The 23,256-nt window shown below is 62.4% G+C and carries 18 protein-coding genes; 9 read left to right on the top strand and 9 right to left on the bottom strand.

Annotated features, from left to right (window positions below):
- Positions 1-122 precede the first annotated feature (122 nt).
- Positions 123-1,028 carry a LysR substrate-binding domain-containing protein gene (locus tag P0D70_RS22710; RefSeq protein WP_408186122.1) on the bottom strand — a complete coding sequence of 302 codons (906 nt, stop codon included), beginning with the start codon at positions 1,026-1,028 and terminating at the stop codon, positions 123-125.
- Between the two features lie 102 nt (positions 1,029-1,130).
- On the opposite strand from P0D70_RS22710, the gene P0D70_RS22715 reads away from it, so the two are divergent.
- Positions 1,131-2,021 (top strand): EamA family transporter, encoded by an 891-nt coding sequence (locus P0D70_RS22715; protein WP_408186123.1) that lies wholly within the window; start codon positions 1,131-1,133, stop codon positions 2,019-2,021.
- 47 nt (positions 2,022-2,068) lie between these two features.
- On the opposite strand, the gene rfbC is transcribed toward P0D70_RS22715, so the two are convergent.
- Entirely contained in the window at positions 2,069-2,620 is a 552-nt protein-coding gene (rfbC, locus tag P0D70_RS22720; protein WP_091795259.1) for a dTDP-4-dehydrorhamnose 3,5-epimerase, read from the bottom strand.
- Between the two features lie 108 nt (positions 2,621-2,728).
- Entirely contained in the window at positions 2,729-3,724 is a 996-nt protein-coding gene (locus tag P0D70_RS22725) for a GlxA family transcriptional regulator (RefSeq protein WP_091795262.1), read from the bottom strand.
- Positions 3,725-4,474: 750 nt separating this feature from the next.
- On the opposite strand from P0D70_RS22725, the gene P0D70_RS22730 reads away from it, so the two are divergent.
- The 6 genes from P0D70_RS22730 (at position 4,475) to P0D70_RS22755 (ending at position 12,959) form a co-directional block, all read left to right on the top strand.
- Positions 4,475-4,849 (top strand): hypothetical protein, encoded by a 375-nt coding sequence (locus tag P0D70_RS22730; protein WP_408186124.1) that lies wholly within the window; start codon positions 4,475-4,477, stop codon positions 4,847-4,849.
- 319 nt (positions 4,850-5,168) lie between these two features.
- On the top strand, positions 5,169-6,092 hold the full coding sequence (locus P0D70_RS22735) for a LysR family transcriptional regulator (RefSeq protein WP_408186125.1): 924 nt from the start codon (positions 5,169-5,171) through the stop codon (positions 6,090-6,092).
- Positions 6,093-6,108: 16 nt separating this feature from the next.
- A complete protein-coding gene (locus tag P0D70_RS22740) occupies positions 6,109-6,783 on the top strand; it encodes a response regulator transcription factor (RefSeq protein ID WP_091795272.1) in 675 nt (224 codons plus the stop codon).
- A 243-nt stretch (positions 6,784-7,026) separates the two neighbouring features.
- Positions 7,027-10,272, top strand: coding sequence for an efflux RND transporter permease subunit (locus P0D70_RS22745; protein WP_408186126.1), 3,246 nt, complete (start codon positions 7,027-7,029; stop codon positions 10,270-10,272).
- Positions 10,262-11,476, top strand: coding sequence for an efflux RND transporter periplasmic adaptor subunit (locus P0D70_RS22750; RefSeq protein WP_408186127.1), 1,215 nt, complete (start codon positions 10,262-10,264; stop codon positions 11,474-11,476). Before P0D70_RS22745 ends, P0D70_RS22750 begins: the two co-directional genes overlap by 11 nt.
- Complete coding sequence (locus P0D70_RS22755) at positions 11,469-12,959, top strand: efflux transporter outer membrane subunit (protein WP_408186128.1); 1,491 nt, start codon at positions 11,469-11,471, stop codon at positions 12,957-12,959. The genes P0D70_RS22750 and P0D70_RS22755 overlap by 8 nt, the downstream gene beginning before the upstream one ends.
- Positions 12,960-13,044: 85 nt before the next feature.
- Here P0D70_RS22755 and P0D70_RS22760 read toward each other — a convergent pair whose 3' ends face one another.
- Positions 13,045-14,223, bottom strand: a complete 1,179-nt coding sequence (locus P0D70_RS22760; protein ID WP_408186129.1) for a porin — start codon at positions 14,221-14,223, stop codon at positions 13,045-13,047.
- 325 nt (positions 14,224-14,548) lie between these two features.
- On the opposite strand from P0D70_RS22760, the gene P0D70_RS22765 reads away from it, so the two are divergent.
- Positions 14,549-14,824: a DUF4148 domain-containing protein gene (locus P0D70_RS22765; RefSeq protein WP_408186130.1), complete on the top strand. Its 276-nt coding sequence runs from the start codon at positions 14,549-14,551 to the stop codon at positions 14,822-14,824.
- Between the two features lie 255 nt (positions 14,825-15,079).
- Here P0D70_RS22765 and P0D70_RS22770 read toward each other — a convergent pair whose 3' ends face one another.
- From P0D70_RS22770 to P0D70_RS22785, 4 genes are all read right to left on the bottom strand, one after another.
- A complete protein-coding gene (locus tag P0D70_RS22770; protein ID WP_408186131.1) occupies positions 15,080-16,195 on the bottom strand; it encodes a porin in 1,116 nt (371 codons plus the stop codon).
- 222 nt (positions 16,196-16,417) lie between these two features.
- On the bottom strand, positions 16,418-17,125 hold the full coding sequence (locus P0D70_RS22775; RefSeq protein WP_091795291.1) for a response regulator transcription factor: 708 nt from the start codon (positions 17,123-17,125) through the stop codon (positions 16,418-16,420).
- 36 nt (positions 17,126-17,161) lie between these two features.
- A complete protein-coding gene (locus P0D70_RS22780) occupies positions 17,162-18,559 on the bottom strand; it encodes a HAMP domain-containing sensor histidine kinase (RefSeq protein ID WP_408186132.1) in 1,398 nt (465 codons plus the stop codon).
- 10 nt (positions 18,560-18,569) lie between these two features.
- On the bottom strand, positions 18,570-19,247 hold the full coding sequence (locus P0D70_RS22785; protein ID WP_091800641.1) for a response regulator transcription factor: 678 nt from the start codon (positions 19,245-19,247) through the stop codon (positions 18,570-18,572).
- Between the two features lie 365 nt (positions 19,248-19,612).
- On the opposite strand from P0D70_RS22785, the gene P0D70_RS22790 reads away from it, so the two are divergent.
- The gene (locus P0D70_RS22790; RefSeq protein WP_408186133.1) at positions 19,613-19,966 is read left to right on the top strand and encodes a DUF4148 domain-containing protein; all 354 of its coding nucleotides are present in this window, start codon (positions 19,613-19,615) and stop codon (positions 19,964-19,966) included.
- Positions 19,967-20,047: 81 nt separating this feature from the next.
- Here P0D70_RS22790 and P0D70_RS22795 read toward each other — a convergent pair whose 3' ends face one another.
- Positions 20,048-23,254: a multidrug efflux RND transporter permease subunit gene (locus tag P0D70_RS22795; RefSeq protein ID WP_408186134.1), complete on the bottom strand. Its 3,207-nt coding sequence runs from the start codon at positions 23,252-23,254 to the stop codon at positions 20,048-20,050.
- Between the last annotated feature and the right edge of the window lie 2 nt (positions 23,255-23,256).

Here is a 23,256-nt window from a genome sequence, read left to right on the forward strand (position 1 = left end):
CGTTGCACGTCGCTTCACGTTGAGCACCTCGCGGTATCAGGATGCCCGAAGTGTAGATTTCGAGTGGGTGCGTCTCAAGAAAAAATGTCGTAAAAACTCACATGGGAGCACCGGATGCGGCACTAGCCCACAGCCGACGCAAGCTGCGGCTCGCCTTCGCGCAAGCCGAGATGCAATTCCTCGCAGAGGAACGTTTGCAAAGTCTGCACGGCCGCCGCCTGCGCGCCGGAAACCTCCCGCATGAAGAGCCCGAAGTCCGCCGTGGGCGCATCGGGCAAACCCTCAGCCTGGCCCAGCACGCGCATCGATTCCGAACGGATGTTGCCGTCGAGCAGCACCGATACGCCAAGCCCGGCTTCGACGGCGGATTGCACGGCCGGCAGGCTGGTGCTCGTGCACACGATGCGCCACGCGATCCCCGCGCGCCGTAGCGCCGTCAGCACCTGCTGCTGCCACAGACACGCGTCGCCGAATGCCACCACCGGCAACGGCGCCCGCGCGTCGCGGCCAAAGCCGCGCGCGCCGACCCAGAAGAGGGGCTGCGTCCACGTAAGAAGCGGCGCGGCGTCGACCAGCGCGGGATCGCCGACCACCACGTCGAGGCTGCCGTCCGCGAGCCGGTTCGACAATGCCGCACTGCTGTCGACCACGATTTCCAGCGCCACTTGCGGGTATGCGATCGAAAAACGCCGCAATGCCCGCGGCAAACGGCCGACCGCAATGTCCTCCAGCATACCGAGCCGCACGGTGCCGGACACTTGCCCGGCGCCCAACGCGCGGCGCGCGTCGGCACCCGCACCGAGGATCGTGTGAGCATAGGGCAGCAACAGATGCCCGGCTTCGGTGAGTTGCACGCCGCGCGGCGAGCGGTCGAGCAAACGCTGCCCCAGTTCTTCTTCGAGCCGGCGCAACTGCATGCTCACCGCCGCCTGGGTACGCGCGAGCCGCGCCGCCGCCACACCCACCGCGCCCGTCTCCGCCACGGTGACAAAGGCGCGCAGCAGGCTGCTGTCGAGATCTCGGGTCATAAAAGTTCTTGAAGTCGGCATAAGAAATATCAACTTATCTTAATACCGCACGCACCGATAAGATAGGGTCAACAGATTCCATCGAGCGGCACACCGACGACCATGCAGGACACGACTATTCAATCCCCGCTGAATTCCTCGCAGAACAACGTGAAGCCGGCCCGCGCCGCCGCCGGGGCGGCGTTGCTGTGCGTGCTGTCGATGTCGAGCGTGCAATTCGGCGCCGCCCTCTCCGCACCGACGATGGCCGCATACGGTTCGCTCAGCACCACGTGGCTGCGCCTGTGCTGGGCGGCGCTGGTGCTCGCGCTGCTGGTGCGCCCGCGCTTCAGAAGCTACTCGCGTTCGCACTGGATGGCCGCCGGCGCGCTCGGCGCGGCGATGGCCGGCATGACGTTGTGCTTCTTCACGGCGCTCCAGCGCATTCCGCTAGGGCTTGCCGTCGCGATCGACTTTCTCGGGCCGCTCGCAGTGGCGACCTTCGCGGTGCGCCGCGCGCGAGCATTGCTTTGGCCCGCGCTGGCGATTGCCGGTGTGATACTGCTTTCGCGCGATCGCGCCGGGTGGATCGGCGAACCGCTCGGCGTGCTGCTCGCGTGCGCCGCGGCGCTCGGCTGGGGCAGCTATATCGTGTTGATGAAAAAGACCGGCACCCTGTTCGCGGGACTCGAAGGACTGTCGGTGTCGCTGATCGCCGCCGCGCTCGTGGCCACGCCGTTCGGACTCGCGCAAAGCGGGCTGCACGTCGCGGGCGCTCAGGTCGCGGCGACGGCGGGCCTCGCGCTACTGGTCCCGCTGCTGCCGTACGCGCTCGAAATGGTGGCATTGCGGCACATGCCGGCCGGTTCATTCGGGATCCTGATGAGTGTCGAGCCGGCAATCGGCGCGTTGGCGGGCTTCGTCGTGCTGAATCAGGCGATGGGGGTATTGCAGATCGCGGGTTCGCTGCTGGTGGTCACTGCAAGTGTCGGCGCGGTGGTCGCAAGCCGCTGATCGGAAGCGCAGGACAGCGGCACGCGCGGCTGCACTCCGCGCTCCGCTCAGGCGATGTTTTCAGCTTCGTAGAGACGCCGGCCCGCGGCATCCTTCGCGCCGAGGATCGGCTCGAAATCGATTGGCCACTCAATGCCAATGTCGGGATCGCGCCACAGGATGCAGCGCTCCAGTTCGGGAAACCAGTATTCCGTGGTCTTCCACAAACACTCGGCGACGTCGGACAGCACCACGAAACCGTGCGCAAAGCCCGGCGGCACCCAGATCTGGCGGTGGTTGGCCGCGCTCAGATGCGCCCCACACCACTTGCCGAAATTCGGCGAATTGAGCCGTACGTCCACGGCGACGCCGAACACTTCGCCCACGACGACCCGCATGAGCCGCCCTTGAGGACGCTGCACCTGATAGTGCAGCCCGCGCAATACGCCATGCACCGCGCTCGAATGCCGGTCCTGCACAAACTGGAAAGCTTGCGAGACGTCACAGTTAAACTCGTCCTCGCTAAAGCTCTCGAAGCAGAAGCCGAATTCGTCGCAAAACACCTCGGGCTCGATGAGCTTGACCTCCGGCAATGCCGTCGCGATCACCTTGTTGCCCATTGCCGCTGTACTCGTAAGAAGCTAGACCGGCGAAAACGCGGCCGTCATGACGGCCGCGTCCAATTCGCATAAGGCGCGCGGCTAATGGCGCAGCCGCATTCACCAACACTACGCCTGCGTCACGACGCGGCTGCGGGCGCGATATTCCGTTGGAGATAACGCCATGCGCTTGCGGAAGATTTTCGCCAGACGATCGCCATTACCCGTACCACTGCGGCGCGCGATCTTGTCGACCGGTAATTCGGTCTCGGTCAGGAAGTTGCAGGCAATGCGCAGGCGTATCTGCAACAGATAGTCCGACGGGGTGACCTGCATTTCGTGCTTGAAACGCCGCAGGAAATTGCGCTCGCTCATCGCCGCCACCTGCGCGGCGTCCGCCACCGAAACCGGACGGTCGCAATTCGCCTCCATCCACCGCGCCGCGGCACGGATTTTTTCGGCCACGCTGAGCGTGCCACCTTCAGCCGGCAACGGCACCCAGGTGGCGGCCATGCCGGGCATCACACGGTCGGCGACGCTGCGGGCGAGTTCGGCGCCAAGGTCACGCTTGATGAACATGAGCGCGCTGCGCGCACAGTCATGCCGATCATTCGATGCGCTCAGTGCGGAGTCGTTGGTCACGCTGTTCAGATAGCGGTTCACCTGCGGTCCGTCGTGATCCGACGGGCAGGCCGCTTCCAGAACGAGCCGACCTTCACCGATCGTTTCGATCGCGCGAGTGCGCGATTGCACCGCGCGCAGCCAGCCAAGCACGCGCTCGTCGCGCGCCGCCACATGCGCACCGTAGCCACCGGCGATAAACAGTACGTCGAAGCCGCTGCCGAAACGCGCGTCGATCCGGTCAGTCCAGATGCGCGCCGAAGAGGAGCTGGCGACGCTGCCGCCGTCCATTGAAAGGAATTGCACTTCGTAAGGCTGTTCTTCGCCAGCGCGTGAAGCGGTGAGTTCATTGGCGGTCTGGAACATCTCCACCACCGTGCCCGGCCCCAAAAGCCAGAAGCCGTCGAAAAGCAACACGCCGATTCGCCGCGTCGCATTACGCGCGCTCAGTGTCGGCGTATGCAGCCAGGTGATCCTCGCAGTATCAAGGTGCATGTGCGGCATGATATTTCCCCAGGCTGTCGTACATTGTGGACCCCGATCCCGTTAGCGGCCGATATGAACGGAATGATTATGACGAGGAAGATTTCGGACAACGCCACTTAACGGATTAAGCGTGATGTTAGCCGAACCCCTCGCTATAGTAAATTTGAAAAACAAATACTATCGAAAAACGGAATGTATGAAGAAAACAGTTATCGCCTGTTTGATATGAGGCACGCTGGTCGTATCGGATCCGCTGCCAATCGCTGCGGCACTGAACTTTGGCTCCAGCGCCGGAAGTGGCTACCAGACGACCTTTTCGGTCATCGTGGCGTATCGCTCATGCCCCTGTCAAGCAAGCTGTTTTGTGACTTACGTATGTCGCAGCCACATTCAAAAGTGTTTCAAACCTGAAATCCAAACCTCGCAGATAATGACCGTTCCATAGCACCTTCATTCGCAAATCGGGAATTTAACGGCCACCTCGATGCAACCGGTCGTTATTTATCCGTTCAACTTCGATTTAAGGTTTTTCAGCGCATTTCCCGAACGACTAAAAATGTTTCTATATTGAAACATCGGGTCGGTTAAAAGTATGACTTAATCGATATTTGCAGCGCGCGGCGGTCGGAACTCTGGCGGACGCAGGGCCGGTGCGGTGCGCACGTTCCTTAAACAAAGTTTCATCCACGGATCGCACACTTTAAGGATTTCCCCGGCATGGCCGCGACATAATTCCTGCACCGTGATAGTTGCACAAGGAGCCAGGACATGTCGCGCCCCATGAGCATTGAAAGAGTCAACGAATATGGTCAGAACGCGGTTCGCATCGCCGTCGAAGGCGGCGTCGTACTGCTCGAGGCGGCCGATCTGGACGCGGTGATCGAACACCTCGGCGTCTTGCGCGCCGCCATGCGCCCGGAAGTGCCCACGGAGCCGTTGCGCACCCACCAGTATGTGATCGAGATCGACCCGTGCTGGCACACCGAAAAGCATCCGCTGCACGACGGCGCAGTGCTGTTCCTGCGTCATTCCGGTCTCGGCTGGGCCGGTTTCGCGCTGCCAGCCGAAAACCTCGCCAAATTGCATCACGCGCTCACGCGCCACCTGGAAGACTCGCTGGCAACCCACGGCATGCTCAACTGAAGCATCCGCGCGCGGGGGTTTGTTGCGCGTCGCGCAGCACTGCGTTTCAGATCACGCGCGCACCGCGCCATGCAGCCCCCCACTTCGGACGCACCCCGGCTGCCGTCACTTTCATTCAAGCCTCTTCCATAAGCGCGGCCTCGTCCGCGCGCTTTCTCCTTGCTTAGTTTTGCTGATCTTTATTTCCGGAACCGGAAGCAGTCCGCGCACGCAGTTCATGAACATTGCACGAAATTAAAAAAGACTTAATGCACCTAGCAGCGCGGATTTATCCACCATCGCCGATGATGCGTCCATCGCCCTTCTCTACCGTTCCAATATGAACCAGCTACAAGCGATGCGTGTCTTCATTCGGGTAGTCGATCTCGCCAGCTTCAATCTCGCGGCGAGACAGTTAGGTATGTCCGCGGCGGCGGTCACGCGCAGCGTCGGCACCCTGGAAGCGCATCTGAACATGCGCTTGCTGAACCGCACCACGCGCAGTCTTTCGCTGACGGACGTGGGGCGCGAATATCTGGACGGTTGCCGCGCGATCATCGAAAAGCTCGACGAAATGGAATCCAGTCTGCTTGAAACCACGCGCGACCCCCAAGGCACATTACGGATCGCCACGCCAATGACCTTCGCCACCACGGGGCTGGGCGCGCTACTCGCCGCTTACCGCGCGCTGCATCCACGCGTGGACTTCGACGTGACCACGTTCGATACGCACATCGATCTCGTGGAGGGCGGCTTCGATGTGTGCTTCTCCGACGACCGGCGCCTCGCCAATTCCAGCCTGGTCAGCCGCACACTCACCAGCGTCGACGAAGTCACCGTCGCCTCGCCCACCTATCTCGCACGCAACGGCACGCCTCGCGATCCCGCGGCGCTGAACCGGCACGGTCTGCTGACCGTGTCCGACGGTTCGTCGCGAGCCTGGGAGTTCGCGGATGCCGACGGCATCTATCGCGTCAGCACCGGCAGTGCGCTCACCGCCACCAGCAGCGCGATGGTGCGTGCGGCTGCGCTCAACCACATGGGCATCGCGTTGCTGCCCATGCCGATCATCGCGGACGATCTCGCGCGCGGCGCGTTGATTCCGGTGCTCGAACAGTTCGAGATCAACGGCGGCTCGCGCCACGTGTCGATTCTCTACTCCGGCCGGAATTACCTTTCGATGCGCGTGCGCACCTTCATCGACTTCGCGGTCGGCCAGTATCGCGCGCCGGACCGCCCGGTCGCCTTGCGCGCGGTCGCCTGAATCGGGTCCGCGCATCATGCCGAGAATATTGACGATTGAAGACGACGAATTGATCGCTCACGACATCGTTCGCACGCTCAGCGCGAGCGGCTTTTCCGTCGATGTGGCGCGCACGGGCCGGGAAGGCATGGCCAAAGCAATGGCAGGCGACTACGACGTCGTGACGCTCGATCGCATGCTGCCCGATCTCGACGGCTTGACGATCGTCGCGACCATGCGCGGCGTGGGCATGGAAACGCCCGTGCTGGTGATGAGCGCGATGTCCGATGTCGATCAGCGCATACAGGGCCTGCGAGCCGGCGGCGACGACTATCTGACCAAGCCCTTCTCGCCCGAGGAAATGTTCGCGCGCGTCGAGGTGCTGTTGCGGCGGCGCCCACGTCATGCGAAAGCTGAAACCATGCTGCGCAACGGCGCGCTGGAGTTGGACCTGGTACGCCGCAAAGTCACCCACCGCCAGCGCGAACTCGATCTGCAACCCACTGAATTCCGTGTACTCGAATTCATGATGCGCCACACCGGCCAGGTGCTCACCCGCACGATGATTTTCGAAGCCGTATGGGGTTGCCGCTTCGACCCGGGCACCAACCTGATCGACGTGCACGTGGGGCGTTTGCGCAAGAAAGTCGAAATGCCCGGCGAGCGTCCGTTGATTCGCACGATTCGCGGCTCAGGTTATCTGTTCGGCTGACCGACACATTCCCGTTTTCACAGACAGGCATTAGCGCTGCATGCAGCGCTAATGCCGTTTGCGCAGGCCTATCGAGGCACTCGCTGGTCAAACGGCGCTTCCTAAAACTAGTTTCATCTGTTTAGCCCGCGCCTGTTAGGCCTCGCTCCCCAGAATGCCGTTACCGGAGCGCGCCAACGGCGCGAGTCCTCTTGCCACACTCCCGCGCAGATTCAATCGCGCCTCTGAACGGAGCAGCCTTCGATGTTGAAAATAGTCCGGTTAGCGTTGACCCGGCCCTACACGTTCATCGTGCTCGCGATGCTGATCCTGTTGATCGGCCCGCTTGCCGCGTTGCGCACGCCGACAGATATCTTTCCCGACATCCGCATTCCCGTGATCAGCGTGGTGTGGAATTATGCCGGCCTGCAACCGGACGACATGTCCGGGCGCATCGTCACCTATTACGAACGCACGCTCGGCACCACCGTCAACGACATCGCCCATATCGAGTCGCAGTCGTTTCGGGGCTACGGCATCGTGAAGATCTTCTTCCAGCCGACCGTGGATATCCGCACCGCCACCGCGCAGGTGACTTCCGTCTCGCAGACCGTGCTCAAGCAAATGCCGCCCGGCACCACGCCGCCACAGATCCTGAACTACAACGCTTCCACCGTGCCGGTGCTGCAACTGGCGCTGACCAGCAATACGCTCGACGAACAGAAACTCGCCGACTACGCGACCAATTTTATTCGCCCGCAATTGCTGAGCGTACCGGGCGTGGCGATTCCGACGCCGTACGGCGGCAAGACGCGTGAAGTGCAGATCGATCTGGATCCGCAGGCCTTGCAGGCGAAGAAACTTTCGGCAAACGACGTTGCCACCGCACTCGCGCAGCAGAATCAGATCATTCCGGCGGGCACCGAGAAGATCGGCCGCTTCGAATACAACATCAAACTGAACAACAGTCCGCTCGCGCTCGACGAACTGAACGCGCTGCCGATCAAGACGGTGGACGGCGCCACGATCTATATCCGCGACGTGGCGCACGTGCGCGACGGCTATCCGCCACAAGGCAACGTGGTGCGCGTGGACGGACACCGCGCGGTCCTGATGAGCATCCTCAAGAACGGTTCCGCTTCCACGCTGGACATCATCTCCGGCGTGAAGGCACAACTGCCGCGTATCGAAGCCACGTTGCCAGCGGGACTCAAACTCGTCACGATGGGCGATCAATCGACCTTCGTGAAAGGCGCCGTGAGCGGTGTGGCGCGCGAGGGCGTGATCGCCGCCGCGCTCACCTCGCTGATGATCCTGCTGTTTCTCGGCAGTTGGCGCTCCACGCTGATCATCGCGGCATCGATCCCGCTTGCCGTGCTGGCGGCGATTGCCGGACTCGCGGCAATGGGCGAGACGCTCAATGTCATGACGCTGGGCGGCCTTGCATTGGCCGTCGGCATTCTGGTCGACGATGCCACCGTTACGATCGAAAACATCAATTGGCATCTGGAGCAAGGCAAGGACGTCAAGAGCGCGATTCTCGACGGCGCCGCGCAGATCGTCGCGCCCGCGTTCGTGTCGCTGCTGTGCATCTGCATCGTGTTCGTGCCGATGCTGCTGCTCGATGGCATTGCGCGCTTCCTGTTCGTGCCGATGGCCGAGGCCGTGATCTTCGCCATGATCGCGTCCTTCATCCTTTCGCGCACCTTCGTGCCGATGATGGCGCAATACCTGCTGCGCGCGCATGCGTCGGGCGGCCACGCTTCCGGCGAACTGGCCGCGACGATGGCCCCGCATGGCGGCGATGCCCACGCGGCGCCCTCGCGAAATCCGCTGGTGCGCTTCCAGCGCGGCTTCGAACATCGCTTCGAACGCGTGCGCGGCGTTTATCGGATCGTGCTCGGCCTCGCGCTCACCCATCGCAAGCGCTTCGTGACGGGCTTTCTGATCGTGGTCGGAGCGTCGTTCCTGCTCGCGCCGTGGCTCGGCCGCAATTTCTTCCCGGACATCGACTCCGGCGAAATCGCCATTCACGTGCGGGCGCCGGTCGGCACGCGGATCGAAGATACCGCGGCGCAATTCGATCTGATCGAAAACGCGGTGCGCCGCGCCATTCCACCAGACCAGTTGCGCAGCATCATCGACAACATCGGCTTGCCGAACAGCGGCATCAACCTGACCTATAACAATAGCGGCACGATCGGCCCGCAAGACGGCGACATTCTGATTTCGCTGAACGAAAATCATCGCCCCACCGCGGACTTCGTGCGCGCGTTGCGTGAAACCTCGCCACGCCAGTTCCCGGGCACGACGTTTGCGTTTCTGCCGGCCGATATCGTCAGCCAGATTCTGAATTTCGGCGCACCCGCGCCAATCGATCTGCAGGTTGCGGGCCCGAACCAGGCCGGCAATCACCAGTACGCAAGCGAAGTGCTGCGCCGCATGCGCATGATTCCCGGCATTGCCGATACCCGTATGCAACAGGCGTCGACATATCCGCAATTCACCGTCTCCGTGGATCGTTCGCGCGCCGATCAGCTCGGCATTACCGAACAGGATGTCACCAACTCCGTGGTGGCGAGCCTGTCCGGCACGAGTCAGGTATCGCCGACGTACTGGCTCAATCCGAAGAACGGTGTGTCATACCCGATCGTCGCGCAGACGCCGCAATATCGCATGACGTCTCTGTCGAATCTGAACAATCTGCCCGTCACGAGCAAGAGCGGCCAGGCGCAGATTCTCGGCGGCATTGCGACGATTACACGCGGCGTGGGCAATGCGGTGGTCTCGCACTACGACATCGAACCGCTCTACGACGTGTTCGCGACAACGCAAGGTCAGGATCTCGGCGCCGTGGCGGCGAAGATCCAGCACATTCTGCGCTCCACCGCGAACGACGTGCCCAAGGGTTCCATCGTCACGCTGCGCGGCCAGGTCCAGACGATGAATAGCGCGTTCCTCGGTCTGTCGCTCGGTCTGGTCGGCGCGATCGTGCTGATCTATCTGCTGATCGTCGTGAACTTCCATTCATGGAGCGACGCGTTCGTGATCGTCACCGCATTGCCGGCGGCTCTGGCCGGCATTGTGTGGATGTTGTTCGCCACGCACACGCCGCTCTCGGTGCCTGCGTTGACCGGCGCGATTCTCTGCATGGGCGTGGCGACCGCCAACAGCATTCTGGTCGTGAGCTTCGCGCGTGAGCGGCTGGCCATTAACGGCAATGCCCTCGTCGCGGCCATGGAAGCGGGCTTCACGCGTTTTCGCCCGGTCCTGATGACCGCGCTGGCGATGATCATCGGCATGGCGCCCATGGCGCTCGGTCTCGGCGATGGCGGCGAACAGAACGCGCCGCTCGGCCGCGCCGTGATCGGCGGGCTGCTTTGCGCAACGTTCGCCACGCTGCTGTTCGTACCCGTCGTTTTCAGCATCGTGCACCGGCGCGACGCCGCGGTTCACCGCCCCTCTCCAGCCCCCTCTTCTTCCGAACCCGGAGTGCATCATGTCCACTGAGATCGAGATCAATTCGCCGAAACGGCTGCGTCACCTGAAACTCGCCGGTATCGTCGCGCTGCTGGCAGCGGCGGGCGTCGTGGCAAGCGGCATTGCCAGCCGCGTGCATGCGAAGCAGGAACTGACCACCTGGTCGGCCCAGCAAGCCGTGCCCACCGTGGTGGCCTATACCCCGAAGCACGATCTCGCCGCGCCGACGCTGGTGCTGCCAGGCCGCCTGTCCGCCTTCGTCAACGCGCCGATCTATGCGCGCGTGTCGGGCTATCTGCATGCGTGGTACGCGGACATCGGCACGCATGTCAGAGCCGGTCAGTTGCTTGCCGACATCGATACACCCGATCTCGATCAGCAATTGCAGCAGGCGCGTGCCGACTTGCAGAACTCGGTGGCCAACGAAAAACTCGCGGCGTCCACCGCGCGCCGCTGGACGCAGATGTTGCAGCAGGACTCCGTCTCGCAGCAGGAAGCGGATGAAAAGACCAGCGATCTCGTCGCCAAACAGGCGACCGTCGCCGCCAACGAGGCCAACGTGCGGCGCCTCGAAGCGCTCGAATCCTTCAAGCGTATTACGGCGCCGTTCGACGGAATCGTCACCGCCCGCACGACAGACATCGGCGCGCTCATCAATGCGGGCGGCGGCAATGGGCCCGAGCTGTTCTCGGTGTCCGACGCGCGCCGGTTGCGTGTCTACGTGAGTGTGCCGCAAGATGAAGCGGCCGCCATCCAGCCCGGCATGAACGCCACGCTGACCGTTCCTGAGCGTCCGGGCGTGAACTTCGATGCGAAGCTCGTCGACACGGACGACGCCATCACGCCCTCTTCGGGCACCCTGCTCGTCCAGCTCGCGGTCGACAATCACGACGGCGTCTTGATCCCCGGCGAGTACACCGAGGTGCACTTCGCCTTGCCGGCCAATGCGCACGCGTTGTCGATTCCGGCGAGTTCGTTGATCTTCCGGCAGAACGGTTTGCAGGTCGCCGTGGTCGGCAAGGACAATCGCGCCCTACTCAAACCCGTATCGATCGCGACCGATCTCGGCACGCATGTGGAGATCGCATCGGGTTTGAATGCCACTGATCGCGTGATCGACAATCCGCCCGACTCCATCGCGTCGGGCGATGAAGTGCGCCTGCAGAGCACCGCAAGCGGCACGAGCGACACTGCCCTGGCGGGCCGGCGCGCGACGGAGAGCACCCATGGATAAACGCCGTCTATGCATGGCACTGGCGGCCGCGGCGATGCTGAGCGGCTGCTCGTTTGCGCCGACCTATCACACGCCGGCGACCAGCATCCCGGCCACGTTCAAGGAAAGCGGCCCCTGGCAACTCGCTCGCCCCGCCGACCGGGTGCCGCGCAATGCATGGTGGAGCGTGTACCGCGACCCCGTGCTCGACCGCCTCGAAGAACAGGTGGCGGCCGCCAATCCGGACGTGGCTGCGGCCATGGCACGCCACGACGCAGCCACGGCCTACCTCGCGCAAGCCCGGTCGGGTTTGTTCCCGACGATCGGCGCCGAAGCGTCCGTGGAACGTCAGCGCCAGTCGGATAACCGGCCGCTGCGTGGCGCGGGACAACCTTCGGCGTACGGCGCCAATACCGTCGATGTCGGCATCGCCTACGACCTCGACCTGTGGGGAAAGATTCGCAATGAAGTTGCCGCCGGACGCGCAGCGATGCAAGCCAGCGAGGCCGATCTTGAATCTGTGCGCCTCAGCCTGCAGGCGAACCTCGCGAGTGCCTATTTCAACTTGCGAGGACTCGACGCCCAACAGCAACTGCTCGGCGATACGATCGACACTTATCAGCGTGCTCTCAAGCTCACGCTAAGCCGGCACGCCGGCGGCATCGCGTCGGACCTCGACGTGTCGCGCGCGCAGACACAACTCGACACGGCGCGCGCTTCCGCCGACGACATCGCCGCGCGGCGCGCGCTCTACGAACACGCCATCGCGAGCCTGACCGGCGCACCCGCACCGAACTTCACGCTCGGCGCCGCGGCCGGTTCGGCTTACCTGCCGTCCATTCCGACTGGCGTGCCGGCGGCGCTTCTGCAACGGCGGCCCGACATCGCCGCGGCCGAACGACGCGTTGCCCAGGCGAACGCGCAGATCGGCGTCGCCAAAGCCGCGTTTTTCCCGGATATTTCGCTCGGCCTCGACGGCGGCTATCAGAGCGACACGCTCTCGCCCTGGCTCATGGCGCCAAACGAAATCTGGTCGGTCGGGCCGAGCCTCGTGTTCACGCTGTTCGACGGTGGCCGCCGGGCCGCGATGACCGAGCAGGCTCGCGCCAGGCTCGCGGAGAATGGCGCGAAGTACAAGGCCGCCGTGCTGCTCGCTTTCCAGCAAGTCGAAGACAGCCTCGCGCAACTGCACCATCTCGGCGACGAAGCCACGCAACAGAACGCGGCGCTCATCGCAGCGCAACGCACCTTGACGCTTTCAATGTCGCGCTATCGGGACGGTGTCGTCAGCTATCTGGACGTGGTGACCGCGCAGACCACCGAACTCAACACGCAGATCGCCGCGCTGAACCTCGATACGCGGCGTTTGCAGGCTTCCGTGCGGCTGATCGAAGCATTGGGCGGCGGCTGGTCGACCGAGGGCGCCAAAAGCCCGCATGACAATGGGGCAACGCAAGCGCGAGTGCAGGCTGCCAGGGTAAGCGTTGCCGACGCCACGAGTTGACGCGAGCAACAGCGCATGAAGAAGTCGCCGGCTCGTTACCGGCGAATCTTGCGTTTCTGTCGAGGTGGTGATCCCCTCGCTACGCTCAGAACCTGTGCCGCATTCCGACCGCGACCACGGCCTGGCGATCATTCGAAGAAGCCGCCAGTGAATAAATCGAGGCATTGGATAGCACTGCGATGCCGTCCGCACCCGAGACGCGTTGATACACGCCCTCCAGATACAGATCGGTGCGGCGCGACAGCGCGTAGTCCGCCTGCAGCATGAACTGATTCCATCTCGGAGAGACACTCTTGCCGGCGTCACTGAAATGCCCATCGGTCAATGTATAAGAACCACCGAGCATAAACGCTGGGGTGACTGCATAGCGCGCGTTCAGTTCGTAATTATTGAAAGTCAGCAGATCGCCGTTGAGCGTGGAATAGGCACCGCCTTGCGTGATCTGGTGCGGGTCGTCGAGCATTGTGCGCGTGAAGACGAGGCCGACCGTCGCCGCGCCGAACGTGTACCGCCCCGCCGCCCCCAGAATGCGTTGACGTGCGCCGGTCAAGGTCGCATCGCCGTCGCTGCTGCTCAGCGCGCCGCCCGTATTATTGGGCTGATTGACACCGCCCGGCTGGTTGGCCTGCAGATAGGCGACCGCCAGATTGAACGGGCCGCCCGCCCATTGCGCACCAAGGCTATAGGCGTTGTTGTCGCTGAAGCCGCCCGCCGCGTTACTGAACGCGTAGGCGCCGCCCAACGTAACGCCGTCATAGGTTGCGCTGCGCAACTTCACCGAATTGTTCATGCGCAGATCGTTGTTGAGGTTGTCGTTATCGAATGGGTGATCTGCAATGTTGCCGCCGAAACCCGAACCAGTCGCGGACAGCGGTGCGACGAAATCCACCAGAAAGTCGTATTGCCGGCCCATTGTCACGCTACCCCACTGCGTACTCGCGATACCGACCCACGCCTGCCGGCCGAATTCATCCCCGCCGTTGGAGAACTTGCCACTGTCGATATTGAAACCGTTCTCGAGATCGAAGATTGCGCTCAGTCCGCCGCCCAGATCCTCGTTACCGCGCAGCCCCCAACGATCGGTACTTACGTTGCCGCTTTCCATCATCCAGTTGCTTTTTCCGCCGGTGCCCGCCTTCTGGTTGCTGATGTAGTCGAGCCCCGTATCGAGCGTGCCGTAGAGTGTCACGCTGCTTTGCGCGTGCGCTGCCGCGCAGAAGGTGCCGGCCAGCGCGACGAGAGTGGTTGCCAGTGCTTTGTTCATGTCTGATTCCGGGTAAGAGAAGGCGCCGGTCCGCGCATCGCCAGACCGACCCCGCACACCGTGCGGGTAGCCGCAATGTAGATAGCCGCAATGACACACCCGTGATCAAAACCGGTCGCTCAATGAAACGTTTTTTATCTTCATGACATGCGTACTGCGGGCAACCCATTCATCGGCTAACAGACGCTTCAACGGATAAATATCTTTTCATGCACACACCGCCGATCCGCTAAACCCGGTTGTCTATCCTTCTCATCAACCGATGCGCGAGCGCATCCAGGTTCGCGCATCGGTCTCACCCAATCTGATTTGTGAGGATTACGACATGAAAACCCTGACACTCGCCATCGCTTTCATCGGTGCCACCGCAACGGCTTCAGCCTTCGCTCAATCGACTACTGCGGCAAACCAGCAGTCCGCCGCGCCCTCTATGCAAGTGGCCGCGAATAGCACCGCGGCGGTCAACGCCGCCGGCTCGTGGGTTCCACCTTATGGCCAGCCCACCGGTGAAAAGACGCGTGCTCAGGTCTACCGGGAACTGGTGCACGCGGAGAAAGACGGACAACTCGCGTATCTGAATTCGACGATTTACGCGCACTGAGATACCTGTAGTGCACGATCAAATTTCTCGCCAACGATATCGATGAATTTTCGCACTGCGATTAAACGATCCGCCCGTTTCGCCGCTGCCGTAGTTGCCGCCGGCCTGCTGTTATCCGGTTGCGCGACGGCACCTTCTAGCACTGCCGACAACTGCGTCGGGCCACCCAGTTTTTGCAACATCTATTTTGGTTCCTAGAAAAAAGAGCGCGCTAACCTTACGGCTAGCGCGCTCTTTCTGCCAACAGCTTCAGCCCTAGAACGAGTGCCGCACCCCAACCCGGCCGACCACCTGCTTGCCGTCAGACGACGGATCGAAGCCGGCAATTTGCGCCACTGCGCCGCCGCTCGCCTTTTGCAGGGCGGCCAATGCATACACGGCGGTGCGTTTGGACAACTCGTATTCCGCGCTCAGATTGAGCTGCTGATACTTCGGCTCCTGTCCGGTCGCGTGATTCCTGCCATCCGTGTAGGTATAGCCCGCTGCGAGATTGAGCTGACTGGTCGCCGCGAAAGTGCCGGCGAATTCGTAGTTCTGGAATTTGACATCCTGACCCGCGTCGCCCTGCTGAAAATCGACGTTGGTGAAGTTGCCCATTACCTTGAACTTGCCGAGTTGATACGAAGCACCCGCGGCAAAGATGCCCTGACTGCGCGCATTGGCCAGATAGTTGCCATACACCGCATTGGTAAATCCCGAGCCGTTCTGATAACTCTGGATCGACTCCTCGGGATCGTTCACGCGCAGATAGCCCGCGCCAATGGAGAACGGCCCGTTCGTGTACGAGGCCGCCGCGCTATAAGCCGCATTATTCGAGAACTGCCCCGCCTGACCGCCGAACGAATAGAGCGCTTCGCCGGTGAAGCCGCCGATAGTGGGACTCGTGTACTTCACGGCGTTGCTGATCGCGAAGCCGTTATCGAGGTTATCCATGTCGTTGGGGTGGGAGAAATACCAGCCGCCATAGCTATCGTTGAGCGAGAACGGTTCGATCAGATCGACGATCGGATCCCACTGCCGCCCGAGGGTGATAGTGCCGGCCGTCTGACTGGCGATTCCCACGTAGGCATTACGCGAGAAAGCGAGTCCGCTGCCGAGGCTGCCATTGGTCGAATTGAAACCACTTTCAAGATCGAAAATGGCGGACATGCCACCCCCGAGATCCTCCTTGCCTCTGAGCCCCCAACGGCTGCCGGCGCTGACACCACTGGCCATTTGGTAGAGACGGTTGCCATTGACGTTGCTGGCAAAGTCGATACCCGTATCGAGAATTCCGTAGAGAGAAACGCTGCTCTGCGCATGCGCGGAGGATGCGATGCCGACGCAAAACAGTGCCCCGACCAGACGCACCAGCTTCATCTTCTGATTCATGAATCACCTTTCATTTAATTGAGGATGCCTGACAAAAGCGATCACACTACGATGTATGCGACCACGCCACGAATATATCGGGATCAGAAAGCACCACGCCTGCAAGACAGACTTTCAATTAATGCGTTGGATTTTCATGAACAGATCATTGACTCAGGCCGTAATGGCGGATCGGAGAAAACGGAAGGAATGAGTGAAAAAGAGAACAACCTGTCACCGGCATCAAACCGAAACCTGATACCCAAACCGACTGACCGTCTCAATCCTGACCTCGGGCAAATCACCCAAAAGTTTTCTCCTCAATCGGGAAACGACAAGATTGACACTCGAAGGATCGACATCCTCCTTCTCCGGCCAGGCATACCGAATAAGCTGATCCCGTGCCACGGGCGCATTCACCTGCCTGATCAGACACTCGAGCAGCAGAAACTCCCTACGAGTAACAGCGACCCTCCGCCCCCCAAAAACAAGCTCCCGCGTAGCCGCGTCGAGAGAAGGTTCATCGGCAGCATTCAGAACCGGAGAAAACGAAGTGGGACCAGAACCGCCAAACGCCACCCGTGCCACGCCAATACGCTGCAAAGCCTGCAACCGCTCATGCATTTCAATGAATGAATAAGGTTGACAGAAACAGGCATCCGCGCCGGCGCGCAAGACCTTGGTGCGATCCTGGGCGGTAGCCGCTCCCAGCACGGCGACGATCGCCGCGCCACTGCGCGCCGCGGCGAACTCCCCAATGAACTGCAGCAAGGTGGGATAAAAACCAACTTCCAGCACCATCAAAACGATCGTGTCGAAGGGTTCCTGAGTCGCGAGAAAGACCCCATCGCGCAGATCATCGGCACGCTGCAAACTGTGCGCGCTCTCCTGAAGCGCCTTGAAAAGCCACGCAGCTTCTGGATGAGCAGGACCCACGAAGAGAACACGCATTCACTACCCTTCAGGAACGAGAAAAAGAAACAGGACTCACGCCAACGTGCTCGACCAGCATTCGATGGATATCCGGGTGCCTGGTTGCGCATTACCGATCTTCATGGTGAAGTCGTGCACCCGCATCACGGCGGAGACGATGCTCAGCCCCAGTCCGGAGCCGGCCAGATGCCGCGTGCTCTCGCCGCGATAGAAACGCTGCAGCACCGCATCGCGCTCGCCGGCGGCAATGCCTGGACCGTTGTCGACGATATCCACCTGCGGCCCGGCTGCCGTCTGCCGCAGTTCCATACGCACCACGCCGCCCTCGGGCGTGAACTTGATGGCGTTGTCCACCAGATTGCTCAATGCTTCAAAGAGCAACGCGCGGTCGCCGTAAATCGAATCCACCGGCTGGACATGGACAGAAAGCCGGATCGAACGACTCTCGGCAAGCGGCTCGTAAAGTTCGCCGACCTCGGTGATCAGCGTCTCGAGTTGCAACTCGCCAAACCCGCCGCGCCGCTGCAATGTGCCGATCTCGGAGATGCGCAGCATGGCGCGAAACCGGTCGAGCAGCGCGTCCGTTTCAGTGCGCGCGCGATCCACCAGTTTCGCGAGCGCGGCATCGTCGAGCGTTTCCGTGCGCTCCGCCGCGTGCGCAAGGAGGGTTCGCACATGCGCGAGCGGCGTGCGCAGATCATGCGCGATGCCGTCGCACGCACCCTTCACTTCGTTCATCAGACGCTCGACTTCGGCAAGCATATGATTCACCAGATGCGCAAGCATATCCACTTCGTCACGTCCGCCGATCGGCAGACGCTGCGCGAGATCACCCTGCGCGATGCGCTGCGTGACGCGCCGGATCGCTTTCAGCCGGCGCATCTGCCGCACGCTCATCGCGAGGCCGCCGGCCACGCCGGCGAGCAGACAGAATACGCCGCCGCCCACCAGCGCATTGATGATGGTCTCGCGAATCCGCAGAATGTGCGTGAGGTCGCGCGCGATCACGAGCGTCGAGCCGTCCTTACGCCGCTCGGCCATGGCGCGCACCACCGGCGCCTGATCGTTGCGCCCCAGCGCAAGCGTCAGATCGAGCGTTTTGCCGCTCCGGTTAGTGGGCAACGCGGCCGGATACGCGAGCACGTCGCCGGCCAGCAGACGGCCGTCAGCGGCAAACAGACCGTAGTAATTGGTGTGCATGCGCTCATGTTCGATGCGCCGGTGAATCGCATCCGCAAGGTCCGAATCAGGCAGCGAATCGAAGTAGATCAGTTGCCAATCCATCACCACATCGGTCTCGCGCTCCATGTCGCCGGTCACGGCCCAGCCGATGAAGCCCAGCAACAGCATCACGGAAAACGAAAAGATGACTGCGTAGACGGAAAGCAGGCGAAAGGTGGTGGAGTGCCAGCGCCGCCCGAGCGCGGACTGAGCCGGGAAGGAAGTGTCCATCAAAATGTGCTCATGCGAGGATATAGCCCGAGCCCCGCACGGTCTGGATCATCGGCGTCACGCCGGGCGGGTCGATTTTCTTGCGCAGGCGCCCCATGTGCACGTCGATCAGATTGGTGCCCGGATCGAAGTGATAGCCCCATACCGCTTCGAACAACATGGTGCGCGTGATGGTCTGCCCCGCATGGCGCATCATGAATTCGAGCACGCGGTATTCGGTGGGCAACAGGGCGATTTCCTCGCCGTCGCGCTGCACCTTGCGCGAAATCAGGTCGAGTTCGAGCGGCCCGACTCTCAATTGAGTTTCGAGTTGAGCAGTCGAAGTCTGACTGCGGCGCAGCAACACTTCGAGCCGCGCGGTCATCTCTTCGGGGTCGAAAGGCTTGGTCAGATAATCGTCGCCGCCGGCGCGCAACCCGCGCACCCGCTCGTCCACGTCGCCGAGCGCGCTTAACATCAGCACCGGCGTCTGGATGCCGATGCTGCGCATGGTGGTCAGTATCGTCAGACCATCCACGCCGGGCAGCATGCGATCGAGCGTGATCACGTCGTAGTCTTCGCTAATCGCGCGGGCCATGCCGTCCCGGCCGTTGGCCACCCAGTCCACGGTGAAGCCACGGCTTTTCAGTTCACCGACAATTTCATTCGCGGTAATTTCATCGTCTTCGATCGTCAATACTCGCGACATGATCATTGCATGCGCCGCAGCCAGCTCAAACGATGCAAGCGGCCGGCGCGACAGGTTATCAGGAGAAGGACATGATGCCATATTCGGCTTGCGCGTTCTGAGCACGGGAGAGCGGTCGACGGATGCCGGTGCATCGCCCAAATGCCTGCATGCAGGCTACGCGAGCGGGGTTAGCGGATGGATATCCGCTTCATGAAGAAAAATTTAAGTTCACCGCGAGGCCGTGAAAGTCCGGAAAACCACGCGACGATAAAACAAGTTTCATTTTCCCGACGCTTTGCCGGTAGGCCGCTTCCACTAGCCTGATGTCAGCCCGCAACCCCTCCTCGCGGGACGAATGAAACCTTCTCGTGGATAAATCGGAAATGAAACTTGCAACGAAAACTCTGCTCAGCGCCCTTCTTCTGATCGGCAGCGCATCGGCCATGGCGGCGCCGCATCTCACACCGCAGCAATGCAACGACTACCCGTTCAAACAATTGAAAGGCGAAGTGACGCACAAGCAATTGATGCGCGAGCTCGGCGAACTCGAAGCGGTCGGCTACCAACCCAGCGACGATGACGACAACTACCCGAGCGACCTGGAACAAGCTGAACAAAGGCTGCAAACCGAGTATCGTGCGGACTGCATGCCTGCCGCACCGCACGTGTCGGCGAGCAATACGCAGGCGCCGGCCGGCGCTGCCCCCGCTCCGGCGGCGCATCAGCCGGCCGGTTGAGCGCGGCGCCGCAGGTGGGCCATGCACGTGGATCATGCAGGTGGATCACGCATAGGTGGACAACGCGCAGGCGGCACGCCGTCAGGCGGTCGGCGATTCGTCGAGTGGCGCGCGTTCGAGCGAAGCACGGCGTGCCCGCCGCGCCTCGCGCTTGCGATGCAGCTCCGCAAGCCGGCGCCGGCCATGCGTGAGCGACGCGACCGCATGAAACGCGACCGGCGCGAACACCAGCCCGAACACTGTGGCAGCCAGCACCCCGCCGAATACGCCCGTGCCGATCGAGCGGCGGCTTTCCGCGCCCGCGCCGCTCGACACCACCAACGGTACGACGCCGAGCAGAAACGCCGCCGAGGTCATCACGATCGGCCGGAAGCGCGCACCGGCCGCCTCGGTCACCGCACGCGTCAACGGCAGGCCGCGTTGATACAGATCGCGGGCGAACTGCACGATCAGAATCGCGTTCTTCGCCGCGAGGCCGATCACCGTGATCATGCCGACCTTGAAGTACACGTCGTTGGGCAGGCCGCGCAACAGCACCGCGGCAACCGCGCCGATCACGCCGAGCGGCACCACCATCAGCACGGCCAACGGGATCGTCCAGCTTTCATAGAGCGCGGCGAGCGCCATGAATACCGCTAACAACGAGAGGCCGACCAACAGCGGCGTGAGTTTCGCGGCCGAGGTTTCCTCGCGTGCCGCATCGACCCAGTCGTACTGGACGCCGACCGGCAGCGCGGCGGCGAGCCGTTCCATCTCCGCCATGGCTGCGCCGGAGCTGTAACCGGTCGCCGCATGGCCGCTCACGTCGAGCGACGGATAACCGTTGTAGCGTGTCAGCATCACCGGGCCGATCGTCCACTGGCGCGTCGCGATAGCCGATAGCGGCACCATGCCGCCCGTCGAGTTGGGCACCGCGAGCGCCAGCAGGTCGTCTTCGGTCATGCGCGCGGCGGCGTCGGCGGCGATCATCACGCGGCGCATGCGGCCACCCGCCGGGAAATCGTCGATGTAGGTCGAGCCAAAGGTGCTGCCGAGCACGTCCGCGATGCGATCGAACGACACGCCGAGCGCATACGCTTTTGCGCGGTCAACGATGAGTTCGACGCGCGGCGCGTCAGGCAGATCCTGAAAGTGCACCGAGGCCAGCACCGGACTCGCCTTGGCCTGCGTGAACAGTTGCTCGCGCGCGGCCTTCAGCGCGTTGAGCCCCACCCCGCCGCGATCTTCCAGTCGAAACACGAAACCGTCCGAATGCCCGACGCCCGGCACCGACGGCGGCAACTGCGCCTCGACATTGCCATCCAGAATCTGGTCGAACTTTGCGTTGAGCCGGTCGCGCAAGGCTAGCGCGTCGACATTGCGCTTGCCCCAGTCCTTCAGTTCGACAAAGCCCATCGCAACGTTCTGACCGCTGCCCGAAAAGCTCCAGCCGATCACACTCGTCACGTTGGCGATGGCGGGCTCGGCGTGCAGAATATTTTCCACGCGCTCGACCACGGCCAGCGTGCGAGCCTGCGTGGCGCCCGCGGGCAACTGCACCATCACCTGCAACTGGCCTTCGTCCTCGCTCGGCAAAAAACCGCCTGGCATTTGCCAATAGAGCAAGCCGCACACACCCACCAGCACCGCGTAGACCGCGAGCATCGGGCCAATACGGCGCAGCGTGCGCGCGGTCAGCCCGCGATAGCCATGCGCGGCGCGATCGAAGCCGGCCGTGAAGCGGCTCGCCGCGCGCGCGGCCAAACCCGGAATGCCGCGACGCGCATCGCGTTGACGCACCGATTGCGTATGCGCCTTCAGCAGGTTCGCGCAGAGTGCGGGCGTCAACGACAAGGCCATGAACGACGACACCAGCATCGACGCGATCATCGCCACCGCAAACTGCCGGTAAATGCCGCCGACGCCGCCGGGAAAAAACGCCATCGGCACGAACACCGCTGTTAACACCGCCGTCACGCCTATGATCGCGCCGCCGATCTGCGACATGGCCTTGCGCGTGGCTTCCCGTGGCGGCAAGCCCTCTTCTTCCATCACGCGATGTACGCTCTCCACCATCACGATCGCGTCGTCGACGAGAATCCCGATGGCGAGCACGAGGCCGAACAGGGTGAACACGTTGATCGACAGACCGCAGGCGTACATGGCGAGAAACGCGCCCATTAGCGTGACCGGAATCACCACGGTGGGCACCAGCGTATAGCGTAGATCGCGCAGGAACAGCCACATCACGAAGAACACCAGCACCACTGCTTCCGCGAGCGTGACCAACACCTCATGAATCGCGATCTGTACGAAATGCGCGTTGTCGAACGGGATTTCGATGGAGACGCCCGAAGGCAATCCCTTCGATAACTCGGCAAGCCGCGCGCGAATCGCGTTCGACGTTTCGAGTGCGTTGCCGCGCGGCCCGAGCTGAATCCCGACCGTCGCCGCGGCCTTGCCGTTCAGGCGCGAATAGAACGAGTAATTGTCGCGCCCGACTTCCACCCGCGCGACGTCGCGCAGGCGCACGGCCGAGCCGTCCGGCCGCGCCTTCAGCACGATCTGGCCGAATTCCGCGGGCGAGATCAATTGCCCCTTCACGTTCACCGAGGCTGTGAGTTGCTGGCCCGACACGAACGGCGCGTCGCCGAGCGTACCGGCCGTGACGGTCGCGTTCTGCGCGGCAATGGCGGCGTTCACTTCGGCGGCGCCGAGTCCGTATTCACGCAGCTTCATTGGATCGAGCCAGATACGCAGCGCTTCGTCGGCATCCCACAGTTGAGCCGAGCCCACTCCCGGCGCGCGCTTCAGTTCGCGCAACACGTAGCGGCTCAGATAGTCGCTCAATTGCACGGAGTCGCGCGTGCCGTCGGTCGAGGTGAGCGCTACCAGCATCAGGAACGTGTTGGCCGCCTTGAACACGGTAATGCCCTGCTGCACGACCTGTTGCGGCAAACGCGGTTCGACCTGCTTGAGCCGGTTCTGAATGTCGACCAGCGCGAGATCGGGATTGGTGCCGGGCGCGAAAGTCGCGTCGATCTCGAGCTCGCCCAGGTTGTCGCTGGTCGTTTCGTAATACAGCATATTGTCGGCGCCATCGAGACTCTCCTCGATAATGCTGCCGACGTTCGCGTCCACGACTTCAGTCGAAGCGCCCGGATAGGTGGCGGAAATCACGATGCGCGGTGGCGCAAGACGCGGATACTGCGCCACCGGCAGTTGCGGAATAGCCAGCGCGCCCGCCACGACAATGGCGAGCGCGACGATCCAAGCGAATACCGGGCGGTCGATGAAGAAGAATGGCACTC

It is taken from the genome of Paraburkholderia sp. RL17-381-BIF-C, from assembly GCF_046026435.1.
Taxonomy (GTDB): Bacteria; Pseudomonadota; Gammaproteobacteria; order Burkholderiales; family Burkholderiaceae; genus Paraburkholderia.

What these genes read in the sequence shown, in the direction of transcription:
- P0D70_RS22710 (WP_408186122.1), bottom strand. Translation starts at nt 1,028, where the DNA reads ATGACCCGAGATCTCGACAGCAGCCTGCTGCGCGCCTTTGTCACCGTG.
- P0D70_RS22715 (WP_408186123.1), top strand. Translation starts at nt 1,131, where the DNA reads ATGCAGGACACGACTATTCAATCCCCGCTGAATTCCTCGCAGAACAAC.
- rfbC (WP_091795259.1), bottom strand. Translation starts at nt 2,620, where the DNA reads ATGGGCAACAAGGTGATCGCGACGGCATTGCCGGAGGTCAAGCTCATC.
- P0D70_RS22725 (WP_091795262.1), bottom strand. Translation starts at nt 3,724, where the DNA reads ATGCCGCACATGCACCTTGATACTGCGAGGATCACCTGGCTGCATACG.
- P0D70_RS22730 (WP_408186124.1), top strand. Translation starts at nt 4,475, where the DNA reads ATGTCGCGCCCCATGAGCATTGAAAGAGTCAACGAATATGGTCAGAAC.
- P0D70_RS22735 (WP_408186125.1), top strand. Translation starts at nt 5,169, where the DNA reads ATGAACCAGCTACAAGCGATGCGTGTCTTCATTCGGGTAGTCGATCTC.
- P0D70_RS22740 (WP_091795272.1), top strand. Translation starts at nt 6,109, where the DNA reads ATGCCGAGAATATTGACGATTGAAGACGACGAATTGATCGCTCACGAC.
- P0D70_RS22745 (WP_408186126.1), top strand. Translation starts at nt 7,027, where the DNA reads ATGTTGAAAATAGTCCGGTTAGCGTTGACCCGGCCCTACACGTTCATC.
- P0D70_RS22750 (WP_408186127.1), top strand. Translation starts at nt 10,262, where the DNA reads ATGTCCACTGAGATCGAGATCAATTCGCCGAAACGGCTGCGTCACCTG.
- P0D70_RS22755 (WP_408186128.1), top strand. Translation starts at nt 11,469, where the DNA reads ATGGATAAACGCCGTCTATGCATGGCACTGGCGGCCGCGGCGATGCTG.
- P0D70_RS22760 (WP_408186129.1), bottom strand. Translation starts at nt 14,223, where the DNA reads ATGAACAAAGCACTGGCAACCACTCTCGTCGCGCTGGCCGGCACCTTC.
- P0D70_RS22765 (WP_408186130.1), top strand. Translation starts at nt 14,549, where the DNA reads ATGAAAACCCTGACACTCGCCATCGCTTTCATCGGTGCCACCGCAACG.
- P0D70_RS22770 (WP_408186131.1), bottom strand. Translation starts at nt 16,195, where the DNA reads ATGAATCAGAAGATGAAGCTGGTGCGTCTGGTCGGGGCACTGTTTTGC.
- P0D70_RS22775 (WP_091795291.1), bottom strand. Translation starts at nt 17,125, where the DNA reads ATGCGTGTTCTCTTCGTGGGTCCTGCTCATCCAGAAGCTGCGTGGCTT.
- P0D70_RS22780 (WP_408186132.1), bottom strand. Translation starts at nt 18,559, where the DNA reads ATGGACACTTCCTTCCCGGCTCAGTCCGCGCTCGGGCGGCGCTGGCAC.
- P0D70_RS22785 (WP_091800641.1), bottom strand. Translation starts at nt 19,247, where the DNA reads ATGTCGCGAGTATTGACGATCGAAGACGATGAAATTACCGCGAATGAA.
- P0D70_RS22790 (WP_408186133.1), top strand. Translation starts at nt 19,613, where the DNA reads ATGAAACTTGCAACGAAAACTCTGCTCAGCGCCCTTCTTCTGATCGGC.